This is a genomic window from Noviherbaspirillum sp. L7-7A, assembly GCF_019052805.1.
Taxonomy (GTDB): domain Bacteria; phylum Pseudomonadota; class Gammaproteobacteria; order Burkholderiales; family Burkholderiaceae_D; genus Noviherbaspirillum_A.
Genome location: NZ_JAHQRJ010000001.1, coordinates 877263 through 892569 on the forward strand (window position 1 = coordinate 877263; position 15307 = coordinate 892569).

Sequence of the window (15307 nt, forward strand, 5' to 3'; positions counted from 1 at the left end):
TAGTGATGACGCCACTCACCAATCTGCTGGACAAGGATCCCGCGCAACTCGTCGCTTATTGCGCCGAGCTGGGTGAGAAGCCGTTTCGCGCCAAGCAATTGCTGCGCTGGATACACCAGTTCGGCGCGAGCGACTTCGATGCGATGACTGATCTCGCCAAGTCCTTGCGTGACAAGCTGGCCACCCGCGCCTTCATCGCGGCGCCGTCCGTGATCAGCGATCACACTTCCAGCGACGGCACCCGCAAGTGGCTGCTCGACGTGGGGCAGGGCAATGCGGTCGAAACCGTTTTCATTCCAGAGGAAAATCGCGGCACCCTGTGCATCTCCACCCAGGCGGGCTGCGCCGTCAACTGCCGTTTCTGTTCGACCGGCAAGCAAGGCTTTTCGCGCAACCTCACGGTGGGCGAAATCATTGGTCAGCTCTGGATGGCTGAATTCGCGCTGCGTCGCGCCAAGGGCATCGAGCCCGGTCCGAAAGGCGAGCGCCAGATCACCAATGTCGTGATGATGGGCATGGGCGAGCCGCTGCTCAACTTCGAGCCGACCGTGACGGCGTTGAAGCTGATGCTGGACGACAATGCCTACGGCCTGTCGCGCCGGCGGGTAACGGTGTCGACCAGCGGCGTGGTGCCGATGATGGACAAGCTGTCCCAGGAATGCCCAGTGGCGCTGGCCGTGTCGCTGCATGCATCCAACGATGCGCTGCGCGACGGACTGGTGCCGCTAAACAAGAAGTATCCGTTGCGCGAGCTGATGGCGGCCTGCCGTCGCTATCTGGCGTTTGCGCCGCGCGACTTCATTACCTTCGAATACTGCATGCTGGATGGTGTCAATGACACCGACCAGCATGCCCGTGAACTGATTGCGCTGGTGCAGCAGGGCGAAAACCCGGTGCCGTGCAAGTTCAACCTGATCCCCTTCAATCCCTTCCCCGAGTCGGGCCTGAAGCGCTCCAACAATGTGCGCATCAAGGGGTTTGCCAAGGTGCTGATGGATGCCGGCATCGTCACCACCATCCGCAAGACCCGGGGCGACGATATCGATGCCGCCTGTGGCCAGCTTGCCGGCGAAGTCCAGGACCGTACCCGTGTGCAGGAGCGGATGCAGAAAATGGCGGAATACCAGCAGAAATTCGGCAAGGATTTCGGCCGCATCGTGGAGATATCTTCGTGAAGGCTGGCCTGGGCGGCTGGTCAGGCGTAGCGTTTTCCCTTCTGTTGCTCAGCGCATGCGCGGGCGTCGGCGAGGCGCCGGCGCCGCAGGACCTGCGCACCAGCGTCGATCAAACCGATATCGAGCGCCGCGCCCAAATCCGGCTGCAGCTCGCGGTTGGCTACTACGGCCAGGGCCAGCTTGCCACCGCGCTTGACGAGATCAAGCAGGCAATCCAGATCAATCCGGCGCTGGCAGATGCCTACAGCGTGCGCGCGCTGATCTATATGGACATGCATGAGGCCCAGCTGGCGGAAGACAGCTTCCAGCGGGCGATGAAGCTGGCGCCCGGTAATCCGGACTTCGCCAACAACTATGGCTGGTTCCTGTGCGAAAACGGTCGGGCAACGGAATCGCTTGCCTACTTCGAAAGCGCGTTGAAGAACCGCAGCTATACCTCGCCGGCCAAGGCGCTGAACAACGCCGGCGTCTGCAGCCTGCGACTCAAGGACGCAGCAGCGGCGGAACGCTATTTCAACCAGGCCTTCCAGGCCGATCCCGGCAATCAGGATGCGAGCCTGAACCTGGCCCGGCTTTACTATAGCCGGGGCGACTATCAGCGCGCGCGCTTCTACGTTGGCCGGCTGATGCGTGCCGACGAGACCAATGCCGCCGCACTCTGGATGGCAATCAGGGTGGAGCGCAGGCTCGGCGACCGGGACGCCGAATCCTCGCTGGCAAACCAGCTGCGCCGCCGTTTTCCGGATTCGCGTGAATATGCCGCCCTGACGCGCGGGGCATACGATGAGTGATTTTTCCATGACTGAACCGACTGAACACGCCAGCCAGCAGGTGCCGGCGGAACACGGACAGCCAACGCCAGGCATGCAGCTGGCCATGCGGCGTCAGCAATTCAACTGGACCGTCGACCAGGTGGCCAGGCAGCTCAATCTGGCGCCGCGCCAGATAGTGGCCATGGAAGCCGACGATTACGGCGCGCTGCCGGGTATGGCGGTGGCGCGCGGATTCATCCGCGCCTACGCCAAGCTGCTCCAGTTGGATGCCACGCCCATGCTGGCGCAGATTGCCCAGGCGCCCGGCATGGCGGAACAGGCCATTCCGTTGCGGCGGGCAATTCCCACCACCACCTTTACGCCTCACCGTGCCGCTTCGCGCCGTCGGCAGCGCGGTCCGGGCAAGCTGCTGACGATCGGCGGCGTGATCGTTGTGGCATTTGCCGCGGCTGCACTGATCAGCCAGCGGGACCGGCTGGCTGAACTGGTGCCGCCGTCGGTCGCCGAGCGGCTGAGCAAGGACGCTGCGCCTGTCCCGACGGCTGCCGCCGACAAGCTGGGTCGGGTGGTTGAAACGGAAGTCACGCCGCCGTTGTCGCATGCCGATGCAGGCGGTCCGCTGCAGGCTGCTCCGGTGCCGCTCGGCACGACAACGGAACCTCCGGCGCCGGCGCCCGCCGCGCAAGTGCCTCTGGCCGTTGCAACGCCAGCCTCGGCCAGTGCGTTGGTGCTCAATTTCAAGCAGGATTCCTGGGTCGAAGTAAAGCGTCCGGATAACAGCACCGTGGTAGCGCGAGTGATGCGCGCCGGCACGACCGAATCCTTCGACCTGGCCGGTCCGCTGTCCCTGACCGTCGGCAATGCCCGGGGTGTCGAGGCCAGCGTGCGCGGCGAGCCGCTGAACCTGACCAGCACGACACGCAACAACGTTGCCCGCGTGACCGTGAAGTAGACATTGAACGCGGCAGGGAGGCGGGGAGCGGCACATCGTTCGTTGCTTCTCCGCCAGGCCAGGCCACGATATACAAGGAAGGAAGTTCGCCATGAATCAAGCAAGCCCAGCCGCGGCATCGGGCCCGTCCCCGCGCCACGCTACACGGCGCGCGGTGGTGCGCCATGGCAGCCGCGAAATCATCATCGGCGGCAATGCGCCTGTGGTGGTGCAGTCGATGACCAATACCGACACGGCCGACGTCATCGGCACCGCGATCCAGGTCAAGGAACTGGCGCGGGCCGGCTCCGAGATGGTGCGCATCACCGTCAACAATCCCGAGGCCGCCGCCGCCGTGCCGGCCATACGCGAGCAGCTGGACCGCATGGGCATCGACGTGCCGCTGGTGGGCGACTTTCATTACAACGGCCACACCCTGCTCAACGACTTCCCGGAATGCGCCCAGGCGCTGTCGAAATACCGGATCAATCCGGGCAATGTCGGCCAGGGCGCCAAGCGCGACAGCCAGTTCGCCCAGATGATCGAGGTGGCCTGCCGCTACGACAAGCCGGTGCGCATCGGCGTGAACTGGGGCAGCCTGGACCAGTCGCTGCTGGCGCGCATCATGGATGAAAATGCGCGTCGCGCACAGCCATGGTCGGCGCAGGCGGTGATGTATGAGGCGCTGGTGACGTCGGCCATCGAAAACGCCCGTCGCGCCGAGGAACTCGGCTTGCCGGGCGACCGCATCATCCTGTCCTGCAAGGTCTCGGGCGTGCAGGACCTGATTGCGGTGTATCGCGAACTGGCCAGCCGCTGCGACTATCCGCTGCATCTGGGCCTGACCGAAGCCGGCATGGGCAGCAAGGGCATCGTCGCTTCCACCGCGGCACTGTCGGTGCTGCTGCAGCAGGGCATAGGCGACACCATCCGCATTTCGCTCACGCCCGAACCGGGTGGCGACCGCACCAGGGAAGTCATCGTCGGTCAGGAAATCCTGCAGACCATGGGCCTGCGCAAGTTCACGCCCATGGTCATTGCTTGTCCCGGATGCGGGCGCACCACATCGACCGTGTTCCAGGAGCTGGCGGATGATATCCAGACCTTCCTGCGCGAGCAGATGCCGGTCTGGAAGACGCAATACCCCGGCGTGGAGGAAATGAATGTGGCCGTGATGGGCTGCATCGTCAACGGACCGGGCGAGTCCAAGCATGCCAATATCGGCATCAGCCTGCCGGGCACCGGCGAATCGCCGGCGGCGCCGGTGTTTGTCGATGGCAAGAAAACAGTCACGCTGCGCGGCGAGCGCATTGCAGAGGAATTCCAGGCCATCGTGCTGGACTATGTCCGCAACCGTTATGGAAATGGCAGTACATCGCAGGCCGCCGACGCGGCCAGCAAAGTTGAAAACGAGTCGTAGAGATCATGTCAGAAAATAAAAAAACCGAAAGAATCGTCGGCGTCAAAGGGATGAACGACATCCTGCCGGCGGATGCGCCGCTGTGGGAACTGTTCGAGAACACGGTGCAGACCGTGCTCAAGAGCTATGGCTTCCAGCAGATCCGCACGCCCATCGTCGAGCCGACGCCGCTGTTTGCCCGCGGTCTGGGCGCCGTCACCGATATCGTGGAAAAGGAAATGTATTCCTTCACCGATTCGATGAACGGCGACCAGCTCACGCTGCGCCCGGAAAGCACTGCCGGCGTGGTGCGCGCAGCGCTGGAACACAACCTGACCTACGACGGCCCGAAGCGGCTCTGGTATGCCGGCCCTATGTTCCGCCACGAGCGCCCGCAGCGCGGCCGCTACCGCCAATTTCACCAGGTGGGCGCGGAAGCGATCGGCTTTGCCGGACCGGACATCGATGCCGAACTGATCATGCTGTGCCAGCGCCTTTGGGACGATCTTGGCCTGGACAGCATCCGGCTGGAACTCAATTCGATCGGCGACGCCGAGGAGCGCAGCCGCCACCGTGCCGACCTGATCGCCTATTTCGAAGCGCACCGCGACCAGCTCGACGCCGACGCCCAGCGCCGCCTGCACAGCAATCCGCTGCGCATCCTCGACACCAAGAATCCGGCGATGCAGGAACTGGTCAATGCCGCGCCGAAGCTGCTGGACTACTTGGGCGAGGAATCGAAGGCCCATTTCGAGGGCGTGCAAACCATCCTGCGTCACAGCAATATTCCGTTCACCATCAATCCGCGGCTGGTGCGCGGCATGGATTACTACAACCGCACCGTGTTCGAGTGGGTGACTGACCAGTTGGGCTCGCAGGGCACGGTATGCGGCGGTGGCCGCTATGATCCGCTGGTGGAAATGTTTGGCGGCAAGCCAACGCCGGCCTGCGGCTTTGCCATCGGCGTTGAGCGCCTGCTCGAACTGATGAAGGAAGCCGGCGAGCAGTTCACGCCCAACCAGTGCGATGTCTACCTGGTGCATCAGGGCAGCGAAGCGCAGCTGCAGGCCTTCGTGCTGGGCGAGCGCTTGCGCGACGCCGGCCTTGATGTGGTGCTGCATTGCGCCGCCGCCACCGGCACCGGCAGCTTCAAGTCGCAGATGAAGCGGGCCGATGCCAGCGGCGCGGCATTCGCAGTCATCATCGGCGAGGATGAAGTCGCCAGCCATACCGCCAGCGTCAAGACATTGCGCGGTGCGGAAGGTGAGAGCAGCCAGCAGCGCAGCGTCGAGTTCGACAAGGTGGCCGATTACCTGGTGAGTGAAATCATCAATGCCGGCCACGACCATGATCATGATCATGACCATGACGGTCATGTCCATTACAAACATTAAGCAACATTAAGCGGGCTTGCCATGGCATACGATCTTGAAGAACAGGAACAGATTGAAACCCTCAAAAGCTGGTGGAAGCAGTACGGCAACCTCGTCACCTGGCTGCTGATCGCTGCCCTGGGCGCGTATGCCGCCTGGTCCGGCTGGAATTACTACCAGCGCAGCCAGGCGGCCCAGGCCGGCCAGCTCTACGACGAAATCACCCGTGCCGTCGCCGCCAAGGACACCGCCCGCGTGCTGCGCGGCGCCGCCGACATGCGCGAAAAATTCGGCCGCACCGCTTATGCCGAGATGGCCGCGCTGACCGCTGCCAAGGCCGCATTCGACGCCAACGATCTCAATGGCGCCAAGGCGCAGCTGCAGTGGGTGGTCGACAGCGGCCGCGACGAGGAATATCGCGCGCTGGCCCGCATCCGCCTGGCTGGCGTGCTGCTGGATGAAAAAGCCTACGACGAAGGACTGAAGCTGCTGTCTGCCGACGTGCCTGTCGCTTTCGCCGGCGCGCTGGCGGACCGCCGCGGCGATTTGCTGATGGCGCAGAACAAGGTGGCCGAAGCGCGGGCCGCGTACCAGGAAGCCCTGCAGAAGTCGGACGCCAAGAGCCCCGGCCGCCAGCTGATCCAGCTGAAGCTGGATGCAATCGGTGGCGCCAAGGCAGCGGCCTGAACCCGGGCACGCCAGAAAACCAGAAGAAGAAGGGATAACAATGCACATTGCAACAAAGGCCGTTTCCATCTCGATCGCACTTGCCGTGCTGGGCGGCTGCTCGACCTTGCAATCCCTCAATCCGTTTGCCAGCAAGCCGGCGCCGCGCAATCCGCCCGCGGCGCTGGTGGAGTTCAAGCCGTCCATGACGGTCAAGACCGCATGGAGCGTCAACGTGGGCAGCGCCGGCAATGCACTGTTCCATCCGGCGCTCGGCGGCGATAGCGTCTATGTCGCCGCCGCCGACGGTACGCTGGCGCGGCTGGAGGCCGACACCGGCCGCCAGGTTTGGCGCATCAAGGCCGGCATGCCACTGACCGCCGGTGTCGGCGCCAGTGCCGACACAGTCGCGGTCGGCGCAGCCGGCGGCGTGGTGCTGGCATTCAGCGCCGATGGCAAGCAGCGCTGGAAGGCGCAGGCCTCCAGCGAAATCCTGGGTTCGCCCGCAGTCTCCCAAGGCCTGGTGATTGTGCGCAGTATCGACAACCGCATCGTCGCCTTTGATGCCGACAGCGGCATCCGCAAGTGGCAGTTGCAGCGCAATGCGCCAGCCCTGGCGCTGCGTAGCGCCCCCGGCATCGCCGTGGACAGCCAGTCCGCCTATGTCGGACTGCCGGGCGGCCGTCTGGTATCGCTGTCGCTCCTGAATGGCGGGCCGCGCTGGGAAGTGGCCGTTGGCGATCCGCGCGGCGCAACCGAACTGGAACGTATCTCGGACGTGTCGGGCACGCCCTTGCTGCTCGGACGCGACGTGTGCGCCGTGGCCTACCAGGGCCGGCTGGGCTGTGTGGACGCCGCCAGTGGCGCCACCCGCTGGGCCAAGGAGTTTTCCAGCGAGGTTGGCCTCGGCGCCGACGAGCGTTATGTGTATGGCGCCGACGATCGCGGTAATGTCAGTGCGCTGACCCGCGACGCCGGCGTCAGCGTCTGGCGCAATACGACCCTGGCCAATCGCCGCCTGGCAACGCCGGTTGCCCTGGGTCGCACCGTCGCCGTTGGCGATTACCAGGGATATATGCATTTCCTGTCGCCCGAGGACGGCGCGCTGATGGCGCGCGTTGCCAGCGACGGCAGCCGCGTGATCGGTACCCCGATCGTGGCGGGCAGCAGTCTCATTTTCCAAACACAAGCAGGAACTGTGGCCGCGTTAAGGGCCGAGTAAGAAAGTCATGAAGCCGGTTATCGCATTAGTAGGTCGACCCAATGTCGGCAAATCCACGCTCTTCAATCGCCTGACGCGTTCGCGTGATGCCCTGGTTGCCGACCTGCCGGGTCTGACCCGGGACCGGCATTACGGCGAAGGCCGCATAGGCGAACGTCCCTTTCTGGTGATCGACACCGGCGGCTTCGAGCCGGTGGCCAAGGAAGGCATCATGCATGAAATGGCCAAGCAGACCAAGCAGGCGGTCGCCGAGGCTGACATCGTGGTGTTCATCGTCGACGGCCGCCAGGGACTGACGCCGCACGACAAGACCATCACCGATTTTCTGCGCCGTTCCGGCCGGCCGGTCATGCTGGTGGTGAACAAGTCCGAGGGCATGAAATACACCTCGGTCACCGCCGAATTCTACGAACTTGGACTGGGCGACCCCTATGTGATCTCGGCCGCCCATGGCGACGGCGTGATGGACCTGGTGGACGAGGCGCTGAACCTGGCCTTTGCCCAGCAGACGACGTCCCAGGAACTGCTGGACGAGCAGGATCGCGGCATCCGGATCGCCATCGTCGGCCGGCCCAATGTCGGCAAGTCCACGTTGGTCAATACCCTGCTTGGCGAGGAGAGGGTCATCGCCTTCGACATGCCGGGCACCACCCGCGACTCGATCGAAATCCCGTTCGAGCGTGACGGCCGCCGCTATTCGCTGATTGACACCGCCGGCATCAGGAAGCGCGGCAAGGTTTTCGAGGCGATCGAGAAGTTCTCGGTGGTCAAGACGCTGCAATCGATCTCGGAGGCCAACGTCGTGATTCTGCTGCTCGACGCGCAGCAGGACATTTCCGAGCAGGACGCCCATATCGCCGGCTTCATTCTGGAAAGCGGCAGGGCGCTGGTGGTCGGCGTCAACAAGTGGGACGGCCTGACCGGCGATCGTCGCGACGAGATCAAGATCGACCTGGACCGCAAGCTGTCCTTCCTGTCCTTCGCAAAATTCCACTTCGTCTCTGCTTTGAAGTCGACCGGCATCGCGCAGATGATGAAATCGGTGGACGCCGCCTATGCCGCCGCCACCGCCAACCTGCCCACGCCCAAGCTGACCCGGGCATTGCTCGAAGCGGTCGAGCATCAGCAGCCGCGCCGCAAGGGCTCGATCCGCCCCAAGCTGCGTTATGCCCACCAGGGCGGCCAGAATCCGCCCGTCATTGTCATCCACGGCAATGCGCTGGACGCAATTGACGCAAACTACAAGCGCTACCTGGAGAAGCACTTCCGCGAAACTTTTTCACTGGTCGGCACTCCACTGCGTATAGAACTGCGTTCCGGTAAAAATCCGTTTGCGAAATCCGATTAAAAACGCTATTGATTTGGCAATACTCAGGGAAATCGATTACATTCGAGATTCATCGCGGCAACGCGCTACTTGAATCTGGTCGAGTTGCCTCCAACTCCTCATCACAACAACACAATGGAGCTTTCATGAGCAACAAAGGGCAACTGTTACAAGACCCCTTCCTCAACGCCTTGCGCAAAGAGCACGTCCCCGTCTCGATCTACCTGGTCAACGGGATCAAACTTCAGGGACACATCGAATCATTCGACCAGTACGTCGTACTGCTCCGTAACACCGTGACCCAAATGGTCTATAAACACGCGATTTCCACTGTTGTGCCGGCACGTGCCGTCAATCTCAATCTGGAGTCCGACGCTGAATAACGCCCTGCATACTGCCGGTACTGCACATGGCTGCTGACATGCGTGCCGCATTGGTCGGCGTGGATTTTGGCAAAGGGGAGTTTGCCGCCAGCCTGGAAGAACTCGGGCTGTTATCCAGTTCCGCAGGCGCCGAGCCTGTCCTGACCATCATGGGCAAGCGCGCCAGTCCTGACCCCGCGCTGTATGTGGGTTCTGGCAAGGCCCAGGAAATTGCCCAGGCCGTCCAGGACGAACATCTCGATATCGTCATCTTCAACCATGCGCTGTCACCTGCCCAGCAGCGTAATCTCGAGCGGGTGCTGAAGGTCCGCGTGGTCGATCGCACAAGCCTGATCCTCGATATCTTTGCGCAGCGCGCGCAGAGCCACGAGGGCAAGGTGCAGGTCGAACTGGCGCAGCTGCAGCACCTGGCCACCCGGCTTATCCGCGGCTGGACCCACCTGGAGCGGCAAAAGGGCGGTATCGGCTTGCGCGGTCCCGGCGAAACCCAGCTCGAGACCGACCGCCGGCTGATCGGCGAGCGTGTCAAGGCCCTGCGCGCCAAGCTGAAGAAGCTGCAGCGTCAGCACGAAACCCAGCGCCGGGCGCGCGGCCGCAGCAACACGCTGTCGGTGTCGCTCGTCGGTTACACCAATGCCGGCAAGTCGACCCTGTTCAACGCGATGACCAAGGCCCAGGTCTATGCGGCCGACCAGTTGTTCGCAACCCTGGACACGACCTCGCGCCGGATCTATCTGGGCGAGGCGGGCAGCGTCGTTATTTCGGACACGGTTGGTTTCATCCGTGAACTGCCGCACCAGCTGGTGGCGGCTTTTCGTGCGACCCTGGAGGAAACCATACGCGCCGATCTGCTGCTGCACGTGGTGGACGCGTCCAGCCCGACAAGGCTGGAGCAGGTGGAGGAAGTCAACGCCGTCCTGCGCGAGATTGGCGCCGACCGGATTCCGCAGATCCTGGTCTGGAACAAGATCGACGCGGCTGGCCTGGAGCCGGCGGTCGAACGTGATGAATATGATAAAATCCGCCGGGTTTTCATCAGCGCCCAGACGGGCGCCGGCATCGACTTGTTGCGGGAGGCGATAGGGGAATTCGCAGTCGGTGAGCATGCCATGCAAGCCGGGGCGCAGCAGTCATCCGATGAGGAAGACGTGCGGTTCAGCGCGCCCGATCAGCACACAAATTTATAACTTTTAAGCCGGATTGCGACAGCATGCCTGTACCCTTATTGAAGAAGATCGGCCTTAAATTTTCGCTCAATGATCCGCGCTGGGGGCGTGGCTCGGATAACAACGAGCCGCCCCAGAACCAGGACAACAAGCGCCCCAGTGACGGTCCGCCTGACCTCGACCAGCTCTGGCGTGACTTCAATCAGCGCATCAATCGGCTGTTCGGCAAGCGCGGCGGCGGCGGCGGAGGCGGGGATGGTTTCCGCCCCGACATGCGCGGCGCCGGCATAGGCGCCGGCATCGTTGGCGCCATTATTCTTTTCCTCTGGCTGATTAGCGGCTTCTTTATCGTTCAGGAAGGCCAGACCGGCGTCGTGATGACCTTCGGACGCTACAGCCACATGACGCCGGCCGGCTTCAACTGGCGCTGGCCGTCGCCCATCCAGAGCCATGAAATCGTCAACGTGTCCACGGTGCGAACGGTTGAAGTGGGTTACCGCTCCAGCGTGCGCAACAAGGTCGCGCGCGAGTCGCTGATGCTGACCGATGATGAAAACATCATTGATATCCAGTTTGCGGTGCAGTACAAGCTCAAGAACGCTTCGGAATGGGTATTCAACCTGCGTGATCAGGAAGAAACCATCAAGCAGGTGGCTGAAACCGCCATCCGTGAAATCGTCGGCAAGAGCAAGATGGATTTCGTGCTGTATGAAGGCCGGGAAAAGGTGGCCTTCGAGGTTAGCCAGCTGATGCAGCAGATTCTGGATCGCTACAAGGCTGGCGTGCAGATCACCAACGTCACCATGCAGGGCGTGCAGCCGCCGGAACAGGTGCAGGCAGCCTTCGACGATGCCGTCAAGGCCGGCCAGGACCGCGAGCGCCTGAAGAATGAAGGCCAGGCGTATGCCAATGACGTGGTGCCCAAAGCTCGTGGCGCAGCGTCTCGGCTGGCGCAGGAGTCCGAAGGCTACCGCGCCCGCATCATTGCCAACGCCGAGGGCGAGGCGGCGCGCTTCAAGCAGGTGCTGGTCGAGTACCAGAAGGCGCCGGCTGTCACCCGCGACAGGATGTACCTCGAAGTCATGCAACAGATTTTTTCCAACACGACAAAGCTCATGGTTGACTCCCGCTCCAGCAATAACCTGATGTATTTGCCTCTGGATAAGCTGCTCAGCCAGTCGGCTGCCGATGCCGCCGCGCGTTCGCCGGCGCCAGCACCAAGCACCGCGCCGGCGCCTACGGTTGAACCTGCCCCCACGCTGGAACTGCCGCGCGCCAACGACGCGCGCAGCCGTGAAAGCCGCATGAGCCGTGACCGGGAGACTCGCTGATGAGCCGCGCATTTACCATGCTGGTGCTGGGCCTGGTCGCCCTGTTCCTGCTGTTCTCCACCCTGTTCGTGGTCGACCAGCGTCAGTACGCGATCGTATTTGCACTGGGTGAAGTCAAGAAAGTCATCAACGAGCCGGGCCTGCACTTCAAGCTGCCGCCGCCGTTCCAGAATGTGGTGTTCCTGGACAAGCGCATCCTGACGCTGGACACGCCGGAAGCGGACCGCTTCATTACCGCTGAAAAGAAAAACATCCTGGTCGACGCCTTCGTAAAATACCGCATTACCGATCCACGCCTGTATTTCATCAGCTTCGGCGGCGACGAGCGCCGGGCGCAGGACCGGATGGCGCAGATCATCAAGGCGGCGTTGAACGAGGAGATTACCAAGCGCACGGTGCGGGAAGTCATTTCCGGCGAGCGCGGCAAGGTGATGGACGCGATCCGCACCAAGGTGTCGGATGAGGCGAAGCAGATCGGCGGCGAGATCCTGGACGTGCGCCTGAAGCGTGTCGATTATGTCGAGCAGATCAACAACTCGGTCTACGAGCGCATGAAGTCCGAGCGTGCCCGGGTGGCCAATGAGCTGCGCTCCACCGGCGCTGCCGAATCGGAAAAGATCCGTGCCGATGCCGACCGTCAACGCACGGTGATTCTGGCTGAAGCCTACCGCGATGCCGAGTCGATCCGCGGCGACGGCGACGCGAAGGCGTCGCAGATCTATGCCGAGGCATTCGGCCAGAATCCGGAGTTCTTCAAGTTCTACCGCAGCCTGGAAGCCTACCGCAGCAGTTTCCGCAGCCGTGGCGACCTGCTGGTGCTGGATCCGAATACGGAGTTTTTCCGGTATTTCCGCGGCGCCGATGGTGGTTCCGTCAAAAAGTAATACTGGCGCGAATCGTTAGTCTCGGTAACAATACTGCCTTTGGCCGAACCGGCACCCGCCGGCCCGGCATTCGACCTTGCTGAAATGCAGGGCCCGCTTTAACGAAATCCCGGTTCACCATGCCGACGCCGAGTTATCGGTCCGTCGGCATTGTCATGCAGGTCGAACCCGTTTTTCCTCTTTTTACGTATCTCTCTTCGTTCATGCCTAACTGGCTTCTTCCTGAAAACATTGCCGACGTGCTGCCGTCCGAGGCACGCAAGATCGAGGAATTGCGTCGCGCCATTCTCGACAACTTCCGGCTGTACGGTTACGAGCTGGTAATGCCGCCGATGCTGGAATACCTGGATTCGCTGCTGCCGGTTGGCGGCCACGACATGAATCTGCGCATGTTCAAGCTGGTCGACCAGTTGTCCGGCCGCACGCTGGGCCTGCGTGCCGACATGACGACCCAGGTTGCCCGCATCGACGCCCACCTGCTCAACCGCCGCTCCGTGACCCGCCTGTGCTATGCCGGCAGCGTGCTGCATACGCGCCCGTCTGGGCTGCATGCCACGCGCGAGCCGCTGCAGATCGGCGCCGAGATCTATGGCCATGCCGGCCTGGAAGCCGACGCTGAAATCCAGGAACTGGCGCTGGCCTCCCTGGCGCTTGCCGGTTTTGACGAGGTGAGGCTGGACCTCACCCATGCCGGCCTCTTGCGCAGCCTGATCGAGCAGGACGAGAATGCCCGCGAGGACGAGGCGGCGCTGCTGATGCTGCTGCGCGCCAAGGACGTGCCTGGCCTGTCCGTCCTGGTGGAGGATTACGACCCCGCCACTCGCGATGCGCTGCTTGCCTTGCCCAGCCTGTATGGCGACCGTTCGGTGCTGGCGCTGGCACGCCAGAAGCTGCCGGCCTTGCCCGGCGTGCTGCGCGCGCTGGATGACCTGGAAGCCCTCATCGACCTGGCCGGCAATGCCGCCGTCACGATCGACCTGGCTGATCTGTCAGGCTATCAGTATGAGAGCGGTGCCATGTTCGCGCTGTATGTGCCGGGGCTGCCGAACGCGGTGGCGCGCGGCGGCCGGTACGACCATGTCGGCGAGGCTTTTGGCCGTGCCCGCCCGGCGACCGGCTTTTCAATGGATTTGCGTGAACTGGCGCGTCTGCTGCCGGGCGCGCAACCCAGGGCGGCAATTCATGCGCCGTGGAGCCGAGATCCGGCGCTGCGCAGGAAGATCGCCGCACTGCGCTCGGATGGTGAAATCGTCATCCAGCACATGCCAGGCCACGAGGCCGATCAGCAGGAGTTCGATTACGATCGCGCGATCGTGCTCGAGGATGGAAACTGGAATCTCAAAACGTTAGGTTAGTGATGTCACAAAATAGCATGGCAAAAAACGTGGTTGTCATCGGCACCCAGTGGGGCGATGAAGGTAAGGGCAAGATCGTCGACTGGCTCACCGATCATGCCCAGGGCGTGGTGCGTTTCCAGGGCGGCCATAACGCCGGCCATACGCTGGTGATCGGCGGCAAGAAGACGGCGCTGCAGCTGATCCCGTCCGGCATCATGCGTGACGGCGTGGCTTGCTACATCGGCAACGGCGTTGTGCTGTCCGTGCCCGACCTGCTGCGCGAGATCGACAAGCTCGAGGCGGCCGGCGTGGAAGTGGCGTCGCGCCTGAAGGTGTCGGAAGCCTGCCCGGTGATCCTGCCCTACCACACTGCGCTCGACGCGGCGCGCGAGGCGGCCCGCGGCGCGGCCAAGATCGGCACCACCGGCAAGGGGATCGGCCCGGCCTATGAAGACAAGGTGGCGCGCCGCGCCATCCGCGTGGCCGACCTGCTCAACGCCGAGCGCTTCGCCGAGAAGCTGCGCGAGAACCTCGACTACCATAACTATGTGCTGGTCAATTACCTGAAGGCCCAGCCTGTCGATTTCCAGGAAACCCTGGATCGCGCGCTGGCCGACGTGCCGCGCCTGGCCCCCATGGTGACCGACGTGTCGAGCGCGCTGCATGCGTCCTACAAGGCCGGCGCCAGCCTGCTGTTCGAAGGCGCGCAGGGCAGCCTGCTGGACGTGGATCATGGCACCTATCCCTTCGTGACCTCCAGCAACTGCGTGGCCGGCAATGCCGCCGCCGGCTCGGGCGTCGGCCCGAACATGCTGCACTACATCCTTGGCATCACCAAGGCCTATACCACCCGCGTGGGTTCCGGTCCTTTCCCGTCCGAACTGCCGACCGACCAGGGCGTGGGCAAGCATCTGGCCAGCGTCGGCCATGAGTTCGGCACCGTGACCGGCCGCGCCCGCCGCTGCGGCTGGTTCGATGCCGCGCTGCTCAAGCGTTCGGTGCAGATCAATGGCGTTTCCGGCATGTGCCTGACCAAGCTGGACGTGCTGGATGGCCTGGAATCGCTGAAGCTATGCACCGGCTACCGCATCGACGGCAGGACGGTCGACATCTTCCCGGTAGGTGCCGAGGATGCCGCCCGCTGCGAGCCGATCTATGAAGAGATGCCAGGCTGGAGCGAATCGACGGTTGGCGCCAAGTCCATGGACGCGCTGCCGGCCACTGCCCGTGCCTACATCATGCGCATACAGGAACTGGTCGGCGTGCCGATCGACATGGTATCCACCGGCCCTGACCGGGAAGAGACCATCGTGCTGCGCCACCCGTTTCAATAAGTTCTA

Annotated in this window: 14 protein-coding genes; all 14 read left to right on the plus strand. The window is 63.1% G+C overall.

Features of this window, described 5'->3' with window-relative positions; translation table 11 throughout:
• Nucleotides 1-2 precede the first annotated feature (2 nt).
• The 14 genes from rlmN (at nucleotide 3) to KTQ42_RS04115 (ending at nucleotide 15301) form a co-directional block, all read left to right on the plus strand.
• Nucleotides 3-1175, plus strand: a complete 1173-nt coding sequence (gene rlmN, locus KTQ42_RS04050; RefSeq protein ID WP_217344331.1) for a 23S rRNA (adenine(2503)-C(2))-methyltransferase RlmN — start codon at nucleotides 3-5, stop codon at nucleotides 1173-1175.
• A complete protein-coding gene (pilW, locus tag KTQ42_RS04055) occupies nucleotides 1172-1966 on the plus strand; it encodes a type IV pilus biogenesis/stability protein PilW (protein ID WP_217344332.1) in 795 nt (264 codons plus the stop codon). Before rlmN ends, pilW begins: the two co-directional genes overlap by 4 nt.
• Nucleotides 1967-1973: 7 nt before the next feature.
• Nucleotides 1974-2900 carry a helix-turn-helix domain-containing protein gene (locus KTQ42_RS04060; protein ID WP_217344333.1) on the plus strand — a complete coding sequence of 309 codons (927 nt, stop codon included), beginning with the start codon at nucleotides 1974-1976 and terminating at the stop codon, nucleotides 2898-2900.
• Nucleotides 2901-2991: 91 nt separating this feature from the next.
• On the plus strand, nucleotides 2992-4299 hold the full coding sequence (gene ispG / locus KTQ42_RS04065; RefSeq protein WP_217344334.1) for a flavodoxin-dependent (E)-4-hydroxy-3-methylbut-2-enyl-diphosphate synthase: 1308 nt from the start codon (nucleotides 2992-2994) through the stop codon (nucleotides 4297-4299).
• Between the two features lie 5 nt (nucleotides 4300-4304).
• Nucleotides 4305-5672: a histidine--tRNA ligase gene (gene hisS, locus KTQ42_RS04070; protein ID WP_217344335.1), complete on the plus strand. Its 1368-nt coding sequence runs from the start codon at nucleotides 4305-4307 to the stop codon at nucleotides 5670-5672.
• 21 nt (nucleotides 5673-5693) lie between these two features.
• Nucleotides 5694-6338, plus strand: a complete 645-nt coding sequence (locus KTQ42_RS04075) for a tetratricopeptide repeat protein (RefSeq protein ID WP_217344336.1) — start codon at nucleotides 5694-5696, stop codon at nucleotides 6336-6338.
• A gap of 40 nt (nucleotides 6339-6378) precedes the next feature.
• Complete coding sequence (gene bamB, locus KTQ42_RS04080; RefSeq protein WP_217344337.1) at nucleotides 6379-7539, plus strand: outer membrane protein assembly factor BamB; 1161 nt, start codon at nucleotides 6379-6381, stop codon at nucleotides 7537-7539.
• 7 nt (nucleotides 7540-7546) lie between these two features.
• The gene (gene der, locus KTQ42_RS04085) at nucleotides 7547-8887 is read left to right on the plus strand and encodes a ribosome biogenesis GTPase Der (protein ID WP_217344338.1); all 1341 of its coding nucleotides are present in this window, start codon (nucleotides 7547-7549) and stop codon (nucleotides 8885-8887) included.
• Between the two features lie 125 nt (nucleotides 8888-9012).
• Nucleotides 9013-9249, plus strand: a complete 237-nt coding sequence (hfq, locus tag KTQ42_RS04090) for an RNA chaperone Hfq (RefSeq protein WP_136418236.1) — start codon at nucleotides 9013-9015, stop codon at nucleotides 9247-9249.
• 38 nt (nucleotides 9250-9287) lie between these two features.
• On the plus strand, nucleotides 9288-10436 hold the full coding sequence (gene hflX / locus KTQ42_RS04095) for a GTPase HflX (RefSeq protein ID WP_217346807.1): 1149 nt from the start codon (nucleotides 9288-9290) through the stop codon (nucleotides 10434-10436).
• 23 nt (nucleotides 10437-10459) lie between these two features.
• Complete coding sequence (gene hflK, locus KTQ42_RS04100) at nucleotides 10460-11746, plus strand: FtsH protease activity modulator HflK (RefSeq protein ID WP_217344339.1); 1287 nt, start codon at nucleotides 10460-10462, stop codon at nucleotides 11744-11746.
• On the plus strand, nucleotides 11746-12630 hold the full coding sequence (gene hflC, locus KTQ42_RS04105) for a protease modulator HflC (protein ID WP_217344340.1): 885 nt from the start codon (nucleotides 11746-11748) through the stop codon (nucleotides 12628-12630). Before hflK ends, hflC begins: the two co-directional genes overlap by 1 nt.
• A 203-nt stretch (nucleotides 12631-12833) precedes the next feature.
• Entirely contained in the window at nucleotides 12834-13985 is a 1152-nt protein-coding gene (locus KTQ42_RS04110) for an ATP phosphoribosyltransferase regulatory subunit (RefSeq protein WP_217344341.1), read from the plus strand.
• Between the two features lie 2 nt (nucleotides 13986-13987).
• Nucleotides 13988-15301 carry an adenylosuccinate synthase gene (locus KTQ42_RS04115; RefSeq protein WP_217344342.1) on the plus strand — a complete coding sequence of 438 codons (1314 nt, stop codon included), beginning with the start codon at nucleotides 13988-13990 and terminating at the stop codon, nucleotides 15299-15301.
• Nucleotides 15302-15307: the final 6 nt, after the last annotated feature.